15 protein-coding genes are annotated in these 17,920 nt (G+C 70.1%); 6 read left to right on the top strand and 9 right to left on the bottom strand.

Going from position 1 to position 17,920, the window contains the following annotated elements:
- Positions 1–91 precede the first annotated feature (91 nt).
- The 5 genes from D473_RS0104375 (at position 92) to D473_RS28640 (ending at position 6,887) form a co-directional block, all read left to right on the top strand.
- On the top strand, positions 92–976 hold the full coding sequence (locus D473_RS0104375) for a carbohydrate ABC transporter permease (RefSeq protein WP_026126596.1): 885 nt from the start codon (positions 92–94) through the stop codon (positions 974–976).
- Positions 973–1,899 carry a carbohydrate ABC transporter permease gene (locus D473_RS0104370; protein WP_017607872.1) on the top strand — a complete coding sequence of 309 codons (927 nt, stop codon included), beginning with the start codon at positions 973–975 and terminating at the stop codon, positions 1,897–1,899. Before D473_RS0104375 ends, D473_RS0104370 begins: the two co-directional genes overlap by 4 nt.
- Positions 1,896–4,046, top strand: a complete 2,151-nt coding sequence (locus D473_RS0104365; RefSeq protein WP_017607871.1) for an alpha-galactosidase — start codon at positions 1,896–1,898, stop codon at positions 4,044–4,046. Before D473_RS0104370 ends, D473_RS0104365 begins: the two co-directional genes overlap by 4 nt.
- The gene (locus D473_RS25500) at positions 4,046–5,920 is read left to right on the top strand and encodes a glycoside hydrolase family 2 TIM barrel-domain containing protein (protein ID WP_394296759.1); all 1,875 of its coding nucleotides are present in this window, start codon (positions 4,046–4,048) and stop codon (positions 5,918–5,920) included. The genes D473_RS0104365 and D473_RS25500 overlap by 1 nt, the downstream gene beginning before the upstream one ends.
- Positions 5,892–6,887 carry a beta-galactosidase small subunit family protein gene (locus D473_RS28640; protein WP_394296758.1) on the top strand — a complete coding sequence of 332 codons (996 nt, stop codon included), beginning with the start codon at positions 5,892–5,894 and terminating at the stop codon, positions 6,885–6,887. Before D473_RS25500 ends, D473_RS28640 begins: the two co-directional genes overlap by 29 nt.
- Positions 6,888–6,980: 93 nt before the next feature.
- On the opposite strand, the gene rpsN is transcribed toward D473_RS28640, so the two are convergent.
- The 9 genes from rpsN to D473_RS0104315 all read right to left on the bottom strand — a co-directional run bounded on the left by rpsN (position 6,981) and on the right by D473_RS0104315 (position 16,463).
- A complete protein-coding gene (rpsN, locus tag D473_RS0104355; protein ID WP_017607870.1) occupies positions 6,981–7,286 on the bottom strand; it encodes a 30S ribosomal protein S14 in 306 nt (101 codons plus the stop codon).
- On the bottom strand, positions 7,286–7,522 hold the full coding sequence (gene rpmB, locus D473_RS0104350; protein WP_017607869.1) for a 50S ribosomal protein L28: 237 nt from the start codon (positions 7,520–7,522) through the stop codon (positions 7,286–7,288). Before rpmB ends, rpsN begins: the two co-directional genes overlap by 1 nt.
- A gap of 62 nt (positions 7,523–7,584) precedes the next feature.
- Positions 7,585–7,836 (bottom strand): 30S ribosomal protein S18, encoded by a 252-nt coding sequence (gene rpsR / locus D473_RS0104345; RefSeq protein WP_017607868.1) that lies wholly within the window; start codon positions 7,834–7,836, stop codon positions 7,585–7,587.
- A gap of 3 nt (positions 7,837–7,839) precedes the next feature.
- Entirely contained in the window at positions 7,840–8,940 is a 1,101-nt protein-coding gene (locus D473_RS0104340) for a CobW family GTP-binding protein (protein WP_017607867.1), read from the bottom strand.
- A 150-nt stretch (positions 8,941–9,090) separates the two neighbouring features.
- Positions 9,091–9,555, bottom strand: a complete 465-nt coding sequence (locus tag D473_RS27060; protein WP_152436766.1) for a hypothetical protein — start codon at positions 9,553–9,555, stop codon at positions 9,091–9,093.
- Positions 9,556–9,664: 109 nt separating this feature from the next.
- Complete coding sequence (locus D473_RS0104330) at positions 9,665–11,179, bottom strand: Nramp family divalent metal transporter (protein WP_017607865.1); 1,515 nt, start codon at positions 11,177–11,179, stop codon at positions 9,665–9,667.
- Positions 11,180–11,362: 183 nt separating this feature from the next.
- The gene (locus D473_RS0104325) at positions 11,363–13,516 is read right to left on the bottom strand and encodes an acetate--CoA ligase family protein (RefSeq protein ID WP_017607864.1); all 2,154 of its coding nucleotides are present in this window, start codon (positions 13,514–13,516) and stop codon (positions 11,363–11,365) included.
- 3 nt (positions 13,517–13,519) lie between these two features.
- Positions 13,520–14,749, bottom strand: a complete 1,230-nt coding sequence (gene frc, locus D473_RS0104320; protein WP_017607863.1) for a formyl-CoA transferase — start codon at positions 14,747–14,749, stop codon at positions 13,520–13,522.
- Positions 14,750–14,765: 16 nt separating this feature from the next.
- Positions 14,766–16,463: a thiamine pyrophosphate-binding protein gene (locus tag D473_RS0104315; protein ID WP_017607862.1), complete on the bottom strand. Its 1,698-nt coding sequence runs from the start codon at positions 16,461–16,463 to the stop codon at positions 14,766–14,768.
- Between the two features lie 199 nt (positions 16,464–16,662).
- Here D473_RS0104315 and sucC point away from each other — a divergent pair, with 199 nt between their 5' ends.
- Positions 16,663–17,835 (top strand): ADP-forming succinate--CoA ligase subunit beta, encoded by a 1,173-nt coding sequence (sucC, locus tag D473_RS0104310; RefSeq protein ID WP_017607861.1) that lies wholly within the window; start codon positions 16,663–16,665, stop codon positions 17,833–17,835.
- Positions 17,836–17,920: the final 85 nt, after the last annotated feature.

Raw genomic sequence — 17,920 nt, 5'->3', positions numbered from 1 at the left:
GCACAGTACGTCCCCACCGCCCGCACCACCGTCCACAACGTCCCCGGACCGGCGCCCGCGAGGAGCCCGGAGGTCCGGGGCCGGCGGAACCCTGCGCAACGGCCGCGGCGACCGCATCACCATCGCCCTCATGCTCGGGGTCCCCGCGCTCCTCGTGCTCGGCCTGGTCTGGCTGCCCGCCCTGGTCACCGTCGTGCTCTCCTTCACCCGCTGGGACGGAATCGGCGGCTGGGACACGATCGAGTGGACCGGCGTCCAGAACTACGTGGACGCCTTCACCATCTACCCGCCCTTCCAACCGGCGCTGAGCAACAACCTGATCTGGTTGGTGGTGCTCTTCACCGTCCCCACCGTGCTGGGCATGTTCCTGGCCGTGCTGCTGGACCGCGAGATGCGCGGGGGCGCGGTCTACCAGAGCATCTTCTACATGCCGGTCGTGCTGTCCCTGGCCCTGATCGGGTTCATCTGGCAGCTGATCTACTCCCGCGACCAGGGGCTGCTCAACTCCTTCCTGGCCTTCGCCGCCGACGCCCCGCCCGTGGACTGGTTCGGTGACCCCGACCTGAACCTGTACGCGGTCCTGGTCGCAGCGGGATGGCGCCACACCGGCTACATCATGCTGTTGTACCTGGCCGGGTTGAAGGCGGTGGACCCCTCCCTGCGCGAGGCCGCCGCCATCGACGGGGCCGGGCCGGTCCGCACATTCACGCACGTGGTGTTTCCCGCGCTGTTGCCGATCAACCTGGTGGTCGTCGTGGTCACCGTCATCGACGCACTGCGCGCTTTCGACATCGTGTGGGTCATCAACCGCGGACGCAACGGGCTCGAACTCATCTCCGCCCTGGTCACCTCGAACGTCATCGGCGAGGCCAGCCGGGTCGGGTTCGGTTCGGCCCTGGCGGTGATCATGCTGCTGATCTCGGTGGTCTTCATCGTCGTCTACGTCGCCACCATGCTGAGAGGGGCCCGCCGGTGAGTACTTCCACGACCACCCCCGAGAGTCCGGCCTCCGAGGAAAGGACCGTGCGCGCCGAGACACCGCGGCGGCGTCTGCGCCCGGGCCGGGTCCTGCTGCACCTCTTCCTCATCGGCACCGCTCTGGCCTGGTTCTTTCCGGTCCTGTGGGCCGTGATCAACTCCTTCCGGGACTACGACCACACCGCCGTCCACGGATACCTGTCCCTGGGCGGGTTCACCCTGGACAACTACACCCGGGCCTGGGAACAGGGCGAACTGCCGCAGTACTTCCTGAACTCGCTGATCATCACCGTCCCGGCGGTGCTGATCACCCTGTTCCTGGCCTCGTGCGCGGCGTTCGTGCTCTCCCACCACTCGCGCCGGTTCAACCTGGTGATGCTCGCGGTCTTCCTGGCCGCGAACCTGCTGCCGCCCCAGGCGCTGCTGGTGCCGCTGTTTCGGATGTACACCTCGATCCCGCTGCCGTACTGGATCAGCTCCTCCGGTTCCCTCTACGACAGCCATCTGGGGATCGTGCTCATCCACGTCGCCTTCCAGCTCGGTTTCTGCACCTTCGTGTTGAGCAACTTCATGAAGGCGATGCCGCCGTCGCTGCTGGAGGCCGCCCGCATCGACGGCGCGACCGTCTTCCAGCAGTACCGGCGGGTCGTGCTGCCGCTGTGCCGTCCCAGCCTGGCGGCGCTGGCCACACTGTTGGTGACCTGGGTGTACAACGATTTCTTCTGGGCGTTGGCGCTGCTCTCCAGCGGTGACAAACTCCCCGTCACCACCGCCCTGCAGAACCTTCAGGGGGCCTTCTTCCTCGACTACAACCTGTTGTCGGCCGGGTCGATCCTGGTCGCTCTGCCCACCCTCGTCGTCTTCTTCCTGCTGCAACGCCACTTCGTGGCCGGACTGACCCTGGGAGCGAGCAAGGAATGACCGACCAGCGCACCATCACCCTGCGGGCCGCCGGAACCGCCCTGATCCTGCGCGTACCCGACCGGGGTCTGCCGCACGTCCTGCACTGGGGCGCCGACCTGGAGGCCCCCGAGGGGCTGGCCACGGCCGCCGCACCCGCCGCAGCCAACAACGGTGTCGACGTGCCCTCCTACCTCTCCCTCGTCCCCACCCAGGGGGAGGGCTGGCGCGGGCACCCCGGCCTGGCCGGCCACCACGAGGGCCGCGTGAGCCACCCTGACTGGTCCGGTGTCCACGTCGACATCGATCCCCTGGAGAACGCGCCCCCGGGCGTGGGCGGGCACATCACTGTCACCGCCGAGGGCGCCGGACTGGGCCTGCGCACCGAGGTGCGCATGGAACCCCAAGGCCTGGTCCGGATCCGCCACACCGTCACCAACCTCCAGGACGCCCCCTGGACCCTGGACACCCTCACCGCGGCCCTGCCCCTGCCCAAGGAGGCAGAAGAGGTCCTGGACCTGACCGGCCGCTGGGTACGCGAACGCGCCCCGCAACGCTCGCCCCTGACCATGGGCACCCGCATGCGCGCCTCCCGCCGGGGCCGCACCGGCCACGACGCACCGCTCGTCCTCACCGCCGGCACCCCCGGGTTCGGTTTCCGCCACGGTGAGGTCTGGGGCGTGCACACCGCCTGGAGCGGGGACCACCTGCACCTGGCCGAACGCCTGCCCGAGGGCGCCGGGCAGGCCGACGCCGTCCTGAGCGGCGGCGAACTCCTCCACCCGGGGGAGGTCCGACTGTCCCGGGGCGAATCACACACCGGCCCGTGGACCTTCCTGAGCTGGTCCGGCCAGGGGCTGGACGGCATGTCGGCGCGGTTCCACCAATGGTTGCGCGCCCGTCCCGCCCATCCCGCCTCCCCGCGGCCGGTCGTGCTCAACACCTGGGAGGCGGTCTACTTCGACCACGACCTGGACCGTCTCACCGAGCTCGCCGACGCCGCCGCCCGCATCGGCGTGGAACGTTTCGTCCTGGACGACGGATGGTTCCGGGGCCGGCGCGACGACACCGCCGGCCTCGGTGACTGGACCGTCGACGAGGAGGTCTGGCCCGAGGGCCTGCACCCGCTCTTCGACCACGTGCGTTCCCTGGGCATGCAGGTGGGATTGTGGGTGGAACCGGAGATGGTCAACCCCGACTCCGACCTCGCCCGCGCCCGCCCCGACTGGTTCCTGGCGCCAGAGGGACGCCGAGCCCCGCCCAGCCGCAGCCAACAGTTCCTCGACCTGGGCCGGCCCGAAGCGTTCGAGTACGTCCTCGAGCACCTGGACGCCCTGGTCACCGAGTACCGGCCCGACTACCTCAAGTGGGACCAGAACCGCGACGCCATGGAGGCCGTCCACGTCCCCACCGGCCAGGCCGGCGTGCACCGCCAGACCCGGGCCGCCTACGACCTCCTGGACCGCTTGCGCGCCCGCCATCCCGGCCTGGAGATCGAGTCGTGCTCCTCCGGCGGCGGCCGCGTCGACCTGGGCATCCTCCAGCGCACCGACCGGGTGTGGGCCTCCGACAACAACGACCCGTTGGAACGCCTCACCTTGCAGCGCTGGACCGAACTGCTCCTGCCGCCCGAACTCATCGGCAGCCACGTGGGCCCACCGCAGTCGCACACCACCGGCCGCGTCGCCCCGCTGCCCACCCGTCTGCTCACCAGCCTGTTCGCGCACGCCGGCATCGAATGGGACGTCACCACCTGTGACGAGGGCGAACTCGCCGCACTGGCCTCCTGGATCCGCCTCTACAAGGAGCTGCGCCCCCTGCTGCACACCGGCGAGGTGGTGCACGCCGACGCGCCCGACCCCGCCGAACAGCTCGACGGGATCGTGGCCGCCGACAGGAGCCGGGCCCTGTTCCGCTACGCACGCCTGGAGGCCTCGGCCCGCGCCCTGCCCGGACGGGTCCGCCTGCCCGGCCTGGCCGAGGGACGCCGCTACCGGGTGGCCTGGCGCCGGGAGACCGGGTGGCCCTCCACGATGCAGCAGGCCATGCCGGCCTGGACCGGCGCCGAATCCGCCGTCGTGTCCGGGGCGGTCCTGGCCCGCGCGGGCCTGCAGATGCCGAACCTGAACCCCGGCCAGGTCATGCTGCTGGAACTGGAGGAGATCTGATGGCACCCGATCCCGACCTGCAGGGTTTCGCCCCCTCCTCGGGTGCCCGCGCCCCGCGCGCCCGACTGGACTCCGACGCACCCGAACTCGACCTGGAAGGCACGTGGAAGTTCCGGCTGCTGCCCACCGCCCCCGAACACACCGGGGACTTCGCCGCACCGGACCTGGACGACTCCGGGTGGGAGGGGCTCCCGGTGCCCTCCCACTGGCAGCTGCACGGACACGGCCGGCCCGCCTACGTCAACTTCCACTACCCTTTCCCGGTCGACCCGCCGTTCGTGCCTGAGGAGAACCCCACCGGCGAGTACCGGCGCGCCTTCGACCTGCCCGCCGACTGGCCCGAGGGTGAGACGGTGCTGCGCTTCGACGGGGTGGACTCCTTCTTCCGGGTCTGGCTCAACGGCACCGAACTGGGCTTTTCGACCGGCAGCCGCTTGGTGGCCGAGTTCGACGCCGGTCATCTGCTGCGGCCCGGACGCAACGTCCTGGCGGTGCGGGTGCACCAGTGGTCGGCCGCCAGTTACCTGGAGGACCAGGACATGTGGTGGCTGTCGGGGATCTTCCGCGGCCTCACCCTGCAGCATCGCCCCGCCGAGGCCATCGAGGACCTCACGGTGGTCGCCGGCTACGACCACACCACCGGCACCGGGAGCCTGCGGGTGGACGTGGCCGGAACGTCGCCCGCCCGCATCGACCTGCCCGAACTGGGCCTGGTCGGCGCCGCCACCGGCACCGTGCACGAGGTCGGCCCGGTCCAGGCCTGGAGCGCCGAGACACCCCGCCTGTACGAGGCCGAGGTCAGCACCCCCGGCGAGCGGGCCCGCCTGCGGGTCGGGTTCCGTACCGTCACGATCGAGGACGGCCGGCTCAAGGCCAACGGTCGTCCCCTGCTCCTGCGCGGCGTCAACAGGCACGAGTGGCACCCCGACCACGGCCGCGCGGTGCCACGGGAAACCATGCGCGAGGACGTGCTGCTCATGAAGCAGCACAACGTCAACGCCGTGCGCACCAGCCACTACCCTCCTCACCCCCACTTCCTGGACCTGTGCGACGAACTGGGCCTGTGGGTGGTGGACGAGTGCGACCTGGAGACCCACGGGTTCGAGGCCGTGGACTGGCGTGCCAACCCCTCCGACGACCCCCGGTGGCGCGAGGCCTACCTGGACCGGATCCGGCGCACCGTGGCCCGTGACCGCAACCACCCCTCGATCGTGCTGTGGTCGTTGGCCAACGAGGCCGGCACCGGGCAGAACCTGCGGGCCATGGCCGACTGGGTCCACCGGAGCGACCCCACCCGGCCGGTGCACTACGAGGGCGACTTCGACAGTTCCTACGTCGACGTGTACTCGCACATGTACTGGCCGCACGCCGAGGTGGAGGCGATCGGCCGGGAAGCCGAACCGCAGGCCGGGGACCCGGCCGCGGACGCGCACCGGCGCGCACTGCCGTTCGTGCTGTGCGAGTACGCCCACGCCATGGGTGCCGGTCCCGGCGGGCTCGAGGAGTACCAGCGCCTCTTCGAGCGGTACCCGCGCCTGGCCGGCGGGTTCGTCTGGGAGTGGATCGACCACGGCATCCGCCGCCGGGAGGCCGACGGCACCGAATGGTTCGCCTACGGGGGCGACTTCGGGGAGGTGCTGCACGACGGCAGTTTCGTCGCCGACGGGCTGCTGTTCCCCGACCGCACCCCCGGCCCCGGGCTGGTCGCCCTGGCGGCGACGTTCGCCCCGGTCCGTGTCACGGTCGGTACCGACGCCCGAACGGTGGGACTGGAGAACCTGCAGACCTTCGCCGACACCGCCCNCCCTGCCGGTCCCGGTATTGGCCGCGGGCGAGCACACCGAGGTGCCCCTGCCCACCGTTTCCGGGGGTGAGGGCGGCCAGGTGTGGCTGACCGTCTCGGTGCGCCTGGCCCACGAGCTGCCCTGGGCCGGGGCCGGACACGAGATCGCCTGGGGTCAGGGGCTCCTGGCCGAGGCCGCCCCCGCCCCCGCACCGGCCCCGCAGCGCCCGGTCACCGAACGAGGCCGGGTCCGTCTCGGCCCCGGGCTGTTCGACGCCCGCACCGGAAGGCTGCTGTGCCTCGACGGGCTCGCCACCGGCACGCCCCGCCTGGGCGCCTGGCGTGCGCCCACCGACAACGACGAAGGCACGCACGGGGTGCCGGTGGCCCCGTTCTGGCGGGCTCTGGGCCTGGACCGGCTCACCGAACGGTGCCTGTCGGTACGTGCCGACGGTGACGCCTTCCAGGTGCGCACCCGGGTGGCCCCGGCCGCCAGTGACGTGGGCCTGGAGGTCACCTACCGGTGGAGCGCCGCCGCCGGCACCCTCTGGCTGGACCTGCAGGCCCGGGCCGTGGGTCAGTGGCCTTGCCCGCTGCCTCGGATCGGTCTGGACCTGGCCCTGCCCGGGGACCTGGACGCGGTGCAGTGGTTCGGCCGCGGCCCCGGTGAGGCCTACCGCGACGTGGACCAAGGAACGCGGGTGGGACGCTTCACCGACACGGTCGCCGGGCTGCAGGTGCCCTACCTGCGACCCCAGGAGAACGGGCACCGCATCGGCACCCGGTGGCTGGAGCTGCGCGGCGCCGACGGCGCCGGGCTGCGGGTCAGCGGTGGCGGACCCACGTTCGGGTTCACCGCGCGCCGGTGGGACGACCACGCCCTGGACGCTGCCCGCCATCCGCACGAGTTGGTGGCGGGGGAGCGGGTCCATCTGCGCCTGGACGCCGACCACCACGGGACGGGTTCGGCCTCCTGCGGGCCGGGGGTTCTGCCCCAGCACCAACTCACGCCCGGGCTCCACAGCCTGAGGGTGGGGTTGTCCCGTCTGCCCGGCTGACCCGGGACCGGCTCTGCGGGGCGGATCCCGGGGGAGGGGGGTGCTCTCCCCGGGGCCCGCCGGCCGGCCGGATCGCCGGCGGCCCGCCCGGGGTCACCAACTGGACTTGGTGACCCCGGGCAGTTCTCCGCGATGCGCCATCTCGCGGAAGCGGATCCGGGAAAGGCCGAACCTGCGCAGATGCGCGCGCGGACGCCCGTCGACGGCGTCGCGGTTGCGCACCCGGGTGGCGCCGGCGTCGCGCGGCTGACGGTTCAGCCCGGCGACGGCCGCGGCGCGCTCCTCCGGGCCGGTGGCGGGGTCCTTGATGGTGCGCTTGAGTTCGGCCCGGCGCTCTGCGTAGTGGGCGACGGTGCGTTTGCGCTGTTCGTTGCGCACGATCTTGCTCTTCTTGGCCATCAGACCTTCTCCCCTCGGGCGCGGAGGCCGGCGACGACCCGCTCGATGCCGCGGGCGTCGATGACCTTCATGCCTTTGGTACTCACACGGAGCTTGACGTGGCGGCCCTCGCCGGGCAGCCAGTAGCGCTTGTTCTGGATGTTGGGGTCGAACCGGCGGCGGGTGCGCCGGTTCGAGTGGGAGACGTTGTTGCCGAACGCGGGTTTCTTTCCGGTCACCTGGCAGATGTGGGACACGGTGCTTCCTTCCTGGCGGGTGGGCCCGGTGCGGCCGCGGGGCCCGGCCCGGGCCGGGGCGGTCAGTTCTGCTTGGTCGAGGAGGGATAGGGCAGCAGCGCCATCTCTCGGGCGTTCTCGACCGCCGAGGCGATGAGGCGCTGCTGGCGGGCGGTGACCCGGGTGACGCGGCGGCTGCGGATCTTGCCCTTGTCGGAGATGAACTTCCTGAGCAGGGCGGTGTCCTTGTAGTCGACGTGGTCGGCCTCGCCCAGCGGGTCGGCGAAGGCGCGCTTGCGGGCGGGCTTGCCGCTGCGGCGGTTGTCGGCGGCCATGGGTCAGCGCTCCGTGAACGTGGCGAAGGGGTCGTTGTGGAACTCGTGCTGGTCGGTTTCGTCGTCGGTGACCAGGCAGGAGTCGAGGAGCTCCACCAGGGCGAGGGCGTCCAGGCCCACGCCGGTGAAGGCCAGGTGCTGGCGGCGGTCGCCGGTCTCGGGACGCCAGTCGCGGTGGGCGGCGTCGCGGCGGGCGGGGCCGACCAGGTCCAGGGCGGCCGAGGGGAGGGAGTTCAGCCACGGCCCGCCGTTCTCCACCATGAGCAGGTCCTGGTGGGACTCCCAGAGCATGAGGTTGTCGGGCTTGCTCGCGAGCCAGAAGCGCCCGCGGCCGCGCAGGGTACGGGCGGCGATCTCCTCCAGGGCGTCGGCGAGGCGTTCGGGATGCATGGGCCGGGTGCGGTCCCAGACCACGGTGCTCACCCCGTGCTCGTCGGCGTGGCCGGTGTAGTGGGCCCAGGCGGGATTGAGGCGGGCGTGGGCGGCCCCGGTGTCGAACTCGGCGCCGAACCACCCGTCGGCGGCCGCGTCGGTGGTGACGGTGTCGGCGGCGGGGTTGAGCTGGGCGAGCAGGGCGCGGGCGTGGGGGGTGGGTTCGCCGCGCACGGTGATGCGGCCGGGGTACTCGATCTGGCGGGTGAGGACCTCGGTGAGGGTGCGGTGGTCGTCCTGGGCGAGGTCCAGGCCGCGGTCGGCGAGCTCGTCGTGGCTGCCCAGATCGGCGGTGAGGCGGGAGGCGTCGACGGCGGTGACCACGGCGGCGAGGTGGAGTTCCTCCTGGGCCGCGATGGCCTCGGCGATGGGCTGGGGTTCGACGCTGTTCCAGGCCTCCACCACGCACAGGTCGTGGTGGCCGGCCGCGGCGGTTCGCAGGAGGAAGGGGATCAGGTCCTCGCGCAGGGTGCAGGAGGCGCAGGCGTGGTCGAGGTGGACCCGTCCGCGTTCGTGGGTGCCGTCGCTGTCCTGGGTGAGGCGGTGGACCGACCCCTGGCCGATGCGGGCGAGGTCGTGGTGGACCGCGAGGGACCGCGGGGCCGACAGCAGGGCCTGTACGGTCTCGTGCCGTGCGAGCCCGTGCAGGCCGGTGACGAGGGCGATGCGCATGGGGCGCTCCTTCCAGAGAGGAGACTCCTCCAGAAATGAAAATGAAAATCGTTTTCTAAGTCTAACCATCCCCGGGCGGTGATCGGAACCACCCGGGGCGAACAGAACCCTCGAGGGACTTCAGCGCGCCGTCCTCGACCCCCTTCGCGGCTACCGGACCACCGACGGCGCGCCGCGCCGGGGCCCGTAGGCCGACCGAAGCATGAGGATCTCCGCCGGAACGCCTACCCCGGCCCGGCTCATCGCCAGGGCCGCCGCCACGGTCGCCGGCCACGTGGCCACCGCCACCAGCACCGCCGAGCAGCCCGACAAGTCCACACCCGGCCCCCAGCCCCCAGGCGGCCGGCAACGGCGGGAACACCGGCGACTGCGCGGGAGGACCGCTGGCGCCCCAACGCCACCAGCGCCCGGGCCGAGCACGTCCAGGTGTTGCAGGGCCAGAGCCGTTCCGGCGACCCGCCCGGCAGCGAGGCCGAACACCGCCACCCGGCGCAGCAGCGGCAGGTGCCGTGAGGGCTCCTCCGGCACGTGGTGGCGCGCCGCCGGCAGTTCGACCAGGAAGGCCGTGGGCAGGGCCGGCGTCAGAGCACACCCAACCGGACCCGCAACCGGCACGAAAGGGCCCGCCACGCCCGCGAACACGACCGGCCGTGAGCGCCGGCGCCCGGGGCGCGGGCCCTGGGGCGGCCCCCGTGGTGCCAGGGGCCGCCGGCCCTTCGGTTCCTCAGCCGAACAACGGGCTCAGGACCTGCATGTAGAAGAAGTAGACGCTGACCAGGACGAGAGCGCTCACCCCAGTCCACGCCCACGCGAACTGGAACTTCGAGGGCATGAGGAGCTTGTCCTCCTCGGTGAAGTTGTCCTTGATGGCCTTGATGTTGAGCCAGTAGAGCACCGGCGAGAACAGCAGGGCCGTCACGGAGGCCAACTGCACGATGAAGATCGGCTCGGGCATGCCGACGATGATGGCCGTGCCCGCGACCAGCCACAGCACCTGGAAACCGCGGTAGAGGAGCTTGCGGGGACCGGGCTTGTTCCACACCTTGCGCAGGCGCACGGAGGCCTCTTCGAAGACCCGGGCCTGGCCGTCGAAGTAGGTGAAGACGGTCGACCAGAGCGCCGCCGCGGCACCGATGATGATGATCGGGAAGATCCACTGGCCGAAGAAGTCGGTGTAGACCCGTGCGATCGTGATGCCCATCTGGTCGCCCGCGGGGACCAGTCCGAGCGGGTTCAGCACCGCCGCGCCCACGATGATGAACGCCATACCCGTGAAGAACGACATCACGTAGGAGATCTTCATGTCCCGCCTGAACAAGGTCAGGTGGTTCTTGAGGTAGTCCTTGTCCACCTCGACGTTGTAGCCCTGGGCACGCAGCTCCTTGACCTTGACCATCCCGACCTTCTTGTCCACGGCCCAGTTCGACTGCATGGTCGAGACCTCGAGCGTGGTCGGGAAGTAGCCCCACATGGAGCCGAACAGCATCATCGCTGCCACGGGCGGCAGGGTGGGCAGCAGGTTGGCCACGTACTCGGCCGGTGGCGGAGCCTGCAGCACGAAGGTGAGCAGGACCATGACCACGAAGAGGATGACGCAGATCTTGATCGCGAATTCCAAGGCCTTGTACCTGCCGATCCACAGCAGGACGATGCTGGAGAGCAGAACGAGGGCCGCCCACACCGGCAGAGGCAGGAACGGCAGCCCGGCCCAGAGCAGGGCGCCGGCGCCCAGGGCTCGGCCGGCGATGCCGAAGGTGTTGGCCAGGGACTGGGCCACCAGGTACCACAGCGGCCAGTTGCCGTACCTCTTGCCGGTACGTTCGTAGGCCTCCATCACGCTCTCGCCCCGCGCCAGGGTGTAGCGGTGCGCGAATTCGAAAGCGTGGTACTTGAGCAGGTAGGCGAACAGGATGACCCACAGCAGCGAGTAGCCGAACTCCGCGCCTGCAGTGGGGCCGTGCATGATGTGGCTGGCGCCGATCCCGGTCATCGCTGCGACGATGCCCGGTCCCATCGCACGCCAGGTGTCCCTGACGCCGGTGCCCGGCGCCTTCAGGTGGATCGTCTCTTCGGGGCTCTCGGCGGGGGCACGGGGGTCGGTGGAAGGGGGCGGGGGTGGAGCACCGCCGGTGTCGTCGGGGGAGGCGGTTCTCTGCTCGGGGATCGAGGGGGTTTCGCGGCTGGTGTCGGGCGTGGTGTCCGTGCCCGGCTGCTCGGAGGGTTCAGGGCTCGGGGCCATGGGCGGACTCCCCTGTCTGGGATGGTGCGTGGATGTGGCATTGCCCCAACAGCAGCCCCCGGGGTTCGGTGCCTCCTTTCTCCAAGGGCCGGGACGGCTCTCCCGGCCTCTGCTCGCGGTCGTGGTGTCCCGGGGCGCGCGCGACGGCTACGCGCGCCCCGGGCACAGGGTCGCCGGTCGGATCTAGAGCAGACCGGCGGAGCGGGCCCAGCGGTACTTGGCTCCCAGTACCTTCACCGGCATCTCGGTGGTGTAGGGGTAGGCGACGATACCGTGATCGAAGAGCTTGGCGGCAGCCTGTTCGACCTCGGTGTCACCGGAGAGCGAAGCCACGATCGGCTTGTCGATCCCGGCCTCCCGTGCTTCTTGCGCCACCTTGATCACGAGGTCGGCGAAGACCAGCGGCGGGGTGACGATCGTGTGCCAGTAACCCAGCACCAGCGAGTGGATGCGCGGGTCCTGCAGCCCCAGCCGGATCGTCTTCTCGTAGGTCTCGGGGGGTTCGCCGCCGGTGATGTCCACCGGGTTCCCGGCGGCGCCGAAGGGCGGGATGAACTCCCGGAAGGCGCTGTCCAGGTCCGGCGGGATCTCGTACAGCGACATGCCGTTGTCGACGACCGCGTCGGAGAGCAGGACCCCCGAGCCCCCCGCGCCGGTGATGATGACGATGTTCTCCCCCGACGGGGCAGGCATGGCCGGCAGGGCGCGCCCGTACTCCAGCAGTTCGGTCAGCCCCGGAGCGCGCACCACGCCGGCCCGGCGCAGGATGTCGTCGTAGACCTTGTCGTTGCCGGCCAACGCACCCGTGTGCGAGCCCGCGGCGGCGGCACCGGCGGAGGTGCGCCCCGCCTTGAGGACCACCACGGGTTTCTTCGGCACGACCTCGCGGGCCGCATCGACGAAGGCCCGGCCGTCCTTGAGGTCCTCCAGGTGCATCGCGATGGCGTTGGTGTTCTCGTCCTGGCCGAAGAAGGTGAGCAGGTCGTCCTCGTCGAGGTCGGCCTTGTTGCCCACGCCGACGATGGCGGAGACACCGGTGCGCGTACTGCGGCTGTAGCCCAGGATCGCCATGCCGATCCCGCCGGACTGGGAGGTCAGGGCGGTACCGCCGAGGACGTCGTAGGGGGTGCAGAACGTGGCGGACAAGCTCTGCGGCGTGTAGTAGTAGCCGTAGATGTTGGGGCCGAGGACGCGCACACCGTGGCGCCTGGCCACCTCCAGCACTTCTTCCTGGAGTTCGTGTTCGCCCGTCTCGGCGAACCCGGAGGGGATCAGGACCGCGCCGGCGACCCCTTTCTGCCCTGCTTCCTCCAGCGCGCTCGCCACGAACTTGGCGGGGATCGCGAATATCGCGACGTCCACGTCCCCCGGGATGTCGGAGACCGAGGAGTAGGACGGGCGGCCGTAGACCTCGGAGGCCTTGGGGTTGACCGGATGGATCTGGCCCTGGTAACCGCCGTCCACGATGTTCTTGATGACCGAGTTGCCGATCTTGCCCGTCTCGTTGGACGCACCGATGACGGCGATGGAACGCGGCTTGAAGAGGCGCTCCATGGACCCCAGGATCTCCTCGCGGGAGAAGCGCTGGGGCGGGGCGGCGGGCTCGAAGTCGAGCACGAACCGCAGGTCGGCCGCGGTCGCCCCGTGCTCGGAGGCGAAGACCGGGTTCAGGTCGGCCTCGGCGATCTCGGGGAAGTCCCCGGCCAGGTCCGAGAGGCGCACGAGCAGGTCGGCCAGCTGCTTCTTGTCCACGGGAGGGGCACCACGGACACCGGAGAGCACCTCGGCTGCGCGGATGTCCTCGATCTGGGCCATCGCTTGCTCATGGCTGACCGGGGCGAGCTGGAACGCCACGTCCTTGAGGACCTCCACCAGGACCCCGCCGAGGCCGAACACCACGATCTTGCCGAAGGTGGGATCGGTCGTGGCGCCGATGAGCACCTCCTGTCCGCCGCCGACCTGCTGCTGGATCTGGATCCCGGTGATCTCGGCGTCGGTGTCGTAGGCGCGGGCGTTGGAGACGATCCGCCGGTAGGCCTCGGCGACCTCCTCGGCACTGTTCAGCCCCACCTCGACACCGCCGGCGTCGGTCTTGTGCAGGATGTCGGGGGAGACGATCTTGGCGACCACGGGAAAACCGATGTCGGTGGCGATGGCGGTCGCCTCCTCGGCCGAGCGGGCGAGCGCCTCGGTCGGGACGGGGATGCCGTAGGCGTCGGCGAGCACCTTGCCCTCGGGTGCGGTCAGCGACGTGCGGCCCTCGGAGCGGGCGCGGTCGAGCACCGATCGGACCGCCGCCCGGTCGTAGTCGGACCGCTGGGGGGTGTAGTGGGCCATCGTTCAGATCACTCCGTTCGACTCGAGTTCGGCCAGGTCGTTCTCGGACAGACCCAGTTCTGCTCCGTAGAGGTCGGCGTTGTGCTCGCCGAGGAGCGGTGAGCGGACGACGTCCACCGGAGAGTCCGAGAGCCGGATCGGCGAGCTCACGGTCTCGTAGGTGCCCCGCCCGGGGTGCTCGACGGTGGTGATGACCCCGTTCTCCCGCAGGGTGGGGTCCTCGATGATCTCCTTGGTGGACAGGATCGGCCCGCAGGGGATGTTGTGGGCGTTGAGCTCGGCGAGCACGTCCCATTTGGGTTTGGTGCTGGACCACTCCTCGATGAGGGCGAAGGCCTTGTCGAGCTTGCCGAGCCTGGCTTCCGGGGTGGCCCACTCGGGGTCCTCGGCCAGTTCGGGCCTGCCGATGAGGCGGGTGATCGCCGCCCAACCGACGGGTTGGATGATCACGTAGACGTAGTCGTTGGGGCCGCCGGGTGCGGTACGCACCGCCCAACCGGGCTGGCCGCCTCCCGAGGCGTTGCCCGAGCGCGGGACCTCGTCGGTGAAGTCCTCGTTGGGGTACTCCGCCAGCGGGCCGTGCTCCAGGCGCTGCTGGTCGCGCAGCTTGACCCGGCACAGGTTGAGCACCGCGTCCTGCATGGCGACCTGGACGCGCTGGCCCCGGCCGGTGGTGGTGCGCTGCAGCAGGGCCGCGAGGATACCGGCTACTGTATGCATTCCGGTGCCCGAGTCGCCGATCTGGGCGCCGGTGGCCAGGGGCGGCCCTTCCTCGAAACCCGTGGTGCTCATGGAACCGCCCATGGCCTGGGCGATCACCTCGTAGGCCTTGAAATCGGCGTAGGACCCCGGGCCGAACCCCTTGATCGAGGCGTAGACGAGGCGGGGGTTGGTCTCCTGGAGGAGCTCCCAGGTGAACCCCATCCGGTCCAGTGCACCGGGGGCGAAGTTCTCCACGAGCACGTCGCTGCGGCGGACCAGGTCCAGGAAGAGCTCCTTGCCCCGATCGCTCTTGGTGTTGAGGGTGATGCTGCGCTTGTTGGAGTTGAGCATCGTGAAGTAGAGGCTGTCCACGCCGGGCTTGTCGCGCAGCTGACCCCGGGTCACGTCCCCCTTGGGGGCCTCGACCTTGAGGACGTCGGCGCCCATCCACGCCAGGATCTGGGTCGCGGAGGGCCCCGACTGGACGTGGGTCATGTCGAGCACGCGGACACCGTCGAGTGCCTTGGCCATGTTTGTCCTTCCCGACCTACTTGTACATGGTCTGGTTCATGGTCCCCGGGGCGTAGACCTCGGGGTCGATCCACACGTTGATCAGCGAGGGCTTGCCGCTCTCGCGGGCGCGTTGCAGGGCGGGGCCGATCTGGTCGGGCTCGTGGACCTCCTCGCCGTAGCCTCCGAGCATCTGCGCGAACTCCGAGTAGCGCACGTTCCCGAGCGTGTTGCCGATATCGCCGCGGTCGGCCCCGTACTTGGCGATCTGCCCGTAGCGGATCTGGTTCATGGAGGAGTTGTTGCCGATGATCCCGACGAAGGGCAGGTCGAAGCGGACCAGCGTCTCGAAGTCCCATCCGGTGAGGCTGAAGGCCCCGTCGCCGAAGAGCGCGACGATCTCCTTCTCCGGGAAGGCGTACTTGGCCGCCATCACGAAGGGCACACCCACACCGAGGGTGCCGAGCGGCCCCGGGTCCATCCAGTGCCCGGGTGCCTTGGGCTGGACCACCTGGCCGGAGAAGGTGACGATGTCACCGCCGTCACCGACGTAGATCGAGTCCTCGGTGAGGAAGTCGTTGATCTCGCTGACCAGCCGGTAGGGGTGGATCGGGGTGGAGCTGGAGGACAGCAGCGGTGTGCGCTTCTCCAGAGCCTTGTGCTCCTGGATGCGCAGGTCCTCCAGCCACTCCTTGCGCTTGGAGGCGCCGGTGTCGCCGTAGGCGGAGGCCGCCTGGAGCAAGGAGGACAGGATCACGTCGGCATCGCCCACGATGCCCAGGTCGATGTCGCGGTTCTTGCCGACCGTGGCGTAGTTCAGGTCGATCTGCACGACGGTGGCATCGGGGGACAGGCGCTTGCCGTAGCCCATCCGGAAGTCGAACGGGGTCCCGAGGATGATGATCAGGTCGGAGTTGGTGAAGGCGTAGCGCCGCGACAGCTGGAAGTGGTTCGGGTCCTTGGGCGGCAGCGTGCCGCGTCCGGCGCCGTTCATGTAGGCGGGCACGTTGAGCGAGCGCACCAGCTCCGTGGCCGACTCGGTGGCGCGTGTGGTCCACACCTGGTTGCCGAGCAGGATGCTGGGCCGTTCGGAACGCACGAGCAGTTCGGCCAGCCGTTCGACGGCCTCGGGGTCGCCTCCCTGGCGGGTGGAGGCCCGGTAGTGGCCCGCGGCCGGCACGCGCGCGCTGTCCACGGGTACCTCGGCGTCGAGGATGTCGCGCGGGATCTCCAGGAAGGAGGGGCCGGGCGCTCCGGAGAAGGACTCGCGGAAAGCCATCGACACCAGGTCGGCGATGCGGGCCGTGTGGGGGACGGTCGCCGCGAACTTGGAGATCGGGGTGATCATGTCCACGTGCGGTAGGTCCTGGAGCGAACCCATCTTGTGCTGGCTCAGTGCGCCCTGACCGCCGATCACCAGGAGGGGGCTCTCGGCCCGGTAGGCGTTGGCGATACCGGTCACCGCGTCGGTGGTTCCGGGCCCTGCGGTCACGACCGCACAGCCGGGTTTTCCGGTCAGGCGGGCGTAGCCGTCGGCGGCGTGCGCGGCGACCTGCTCGTGGCGCACGTCGATCACGTCGATGCCTTCGTCGGCGCACCCGTCGTAGATGTCGATGATGTGACCGCCGCAGAGGGTGAAGACGACGTCGACCCCTTCCGCTTTGAGGGCCTTGGCGACGAGGTGGCCGCCGCTGATCGTCTCGGTCGTGTCGGTGTTTCCTCGGGCTTCGGTCATCGCTGCAACGACCCCTTTCGCGGGCTCGGTGGAGTCTCTCGGGGCTGGATACTGTATGCCGTTTACCTGGCATTGGAGCATGTCTCCGCTCGGCTGTCCAGGCTTGGGCGGAAGAAAGGGCGATCGGAGCGGCTATTGAATACTGCATACAGTATGTAGTAAAACTGAGGTGTCTGAGAGCCCACGGACGGGAGGATCGATGGATCTGCGGGAGTACGAGGCCAAACAGCTCTTCGGCGAGTACGGCGTTCCCTTGGTCGAGGGGCAGATCGCCGACACCCCAGAACAGGCACGGCTCGCCGCTGCCGGTATGGGCGGCCGTGTCGTCGTCAAGGCGCAGGTCAAGGTCGGTGGCCGCGGCAAGGCCGGCGGCGTGAAGGTCGCCCACGGCGCCGAGGACGCCCGGGACAAGGCCGAGCAGATCCTCGGTATGGACCTCAAGGGCCACACGGTCCACCGTGTCCTCGTCGAGGAGGCCTCCGAGGTCGAGGAGGAGTACTACTTCTCCTTCCTGCTCGACCGCGCCGACCGCACCTTCCTCTCCATCTGCTCCGCCGAGGGCGGCACGGACATCGAGGAAGTGGCCCGGGAGCGGCCGCAGGCCGTGGTACGTACCCCCGTCCCACCCGGGGGAGTGGACCGGGCCGCGGCCCTGGAGATCTGTCGGGAGGCCAAGGTCCCCGAAGGGGCCCACGAGTGTGTGGCCGGGGCCATCACCCGGCTCTGGGGCATGGCCGTGGGCGAGGACGCCACCCTGGTGGAAGTGAACCCGCTGGTACGCACGGTGGACGGTCGTGTCATCGCCCTCGACGGCAAGGTCACCCTGGACGACAACGCGCTCTTCCGCCACCTCGAACGTGTCCCCTTCACCGACGAGGCTGACTTCGACGCGCTGGAGCTGCGTGCTGCCGCCAAGGGTCTGAACTACGTCAAGCTCGACGGTCAGGTCGGCATCATCGGCAACGGTGCGGGTCTGGTCATGTCCACCCTGGACGTGGTCGCCTACGCCGGCCAGAAGCACGGCGGTGTCGAGCCCGCCAACTTCCTGGACATCGGTGGCGGTGCCTCGGCCGAGGTCATGGCCAACGGGCTGGAGATCATTCTCGGCGACGCCGGCGTCAAGAGCGTCTTCGTCAACGTCTTCGGCGGCATCACCGCTTGCGATGCCGTCGCCAACGGCATCGTGCAGGCGCTGGAGATGCTCGAAGGGCGCGGCGACGATGTCAGCAAGCCGCTGGTCGTGCGCCTGGACGGCAACAACGCCGAGCTGGGCCGCCAGATCCTGACCGAGCGCGCCCACCCGGCCGTGCGACAGGTCGACACGATGGACGGCGCCGCCGCTCAGGCCGCCGAGCTCGCGGCACAGCGTTGACCGGCGAGACAATCTTCGACAGGGGACGCAAGCCATGGCTATCTTCCTGAACAAGGACAGCAAGGTGCTGGTCCAGGGCATGACC

The organism is Nocardiopsis xinjiangensis YIM 90004 (genome assembly GCF_000341145.1).
GTDB lineage: Bacteria > Actinomycetota > Actinomycetes > Streptosporangiales > Streptosporangiaceae > Nocardiopsis > Nocardiopsis xinjiangensis.
This window is presented reverse-complemented; position numbering and strand designations above follow the sequence as displayed.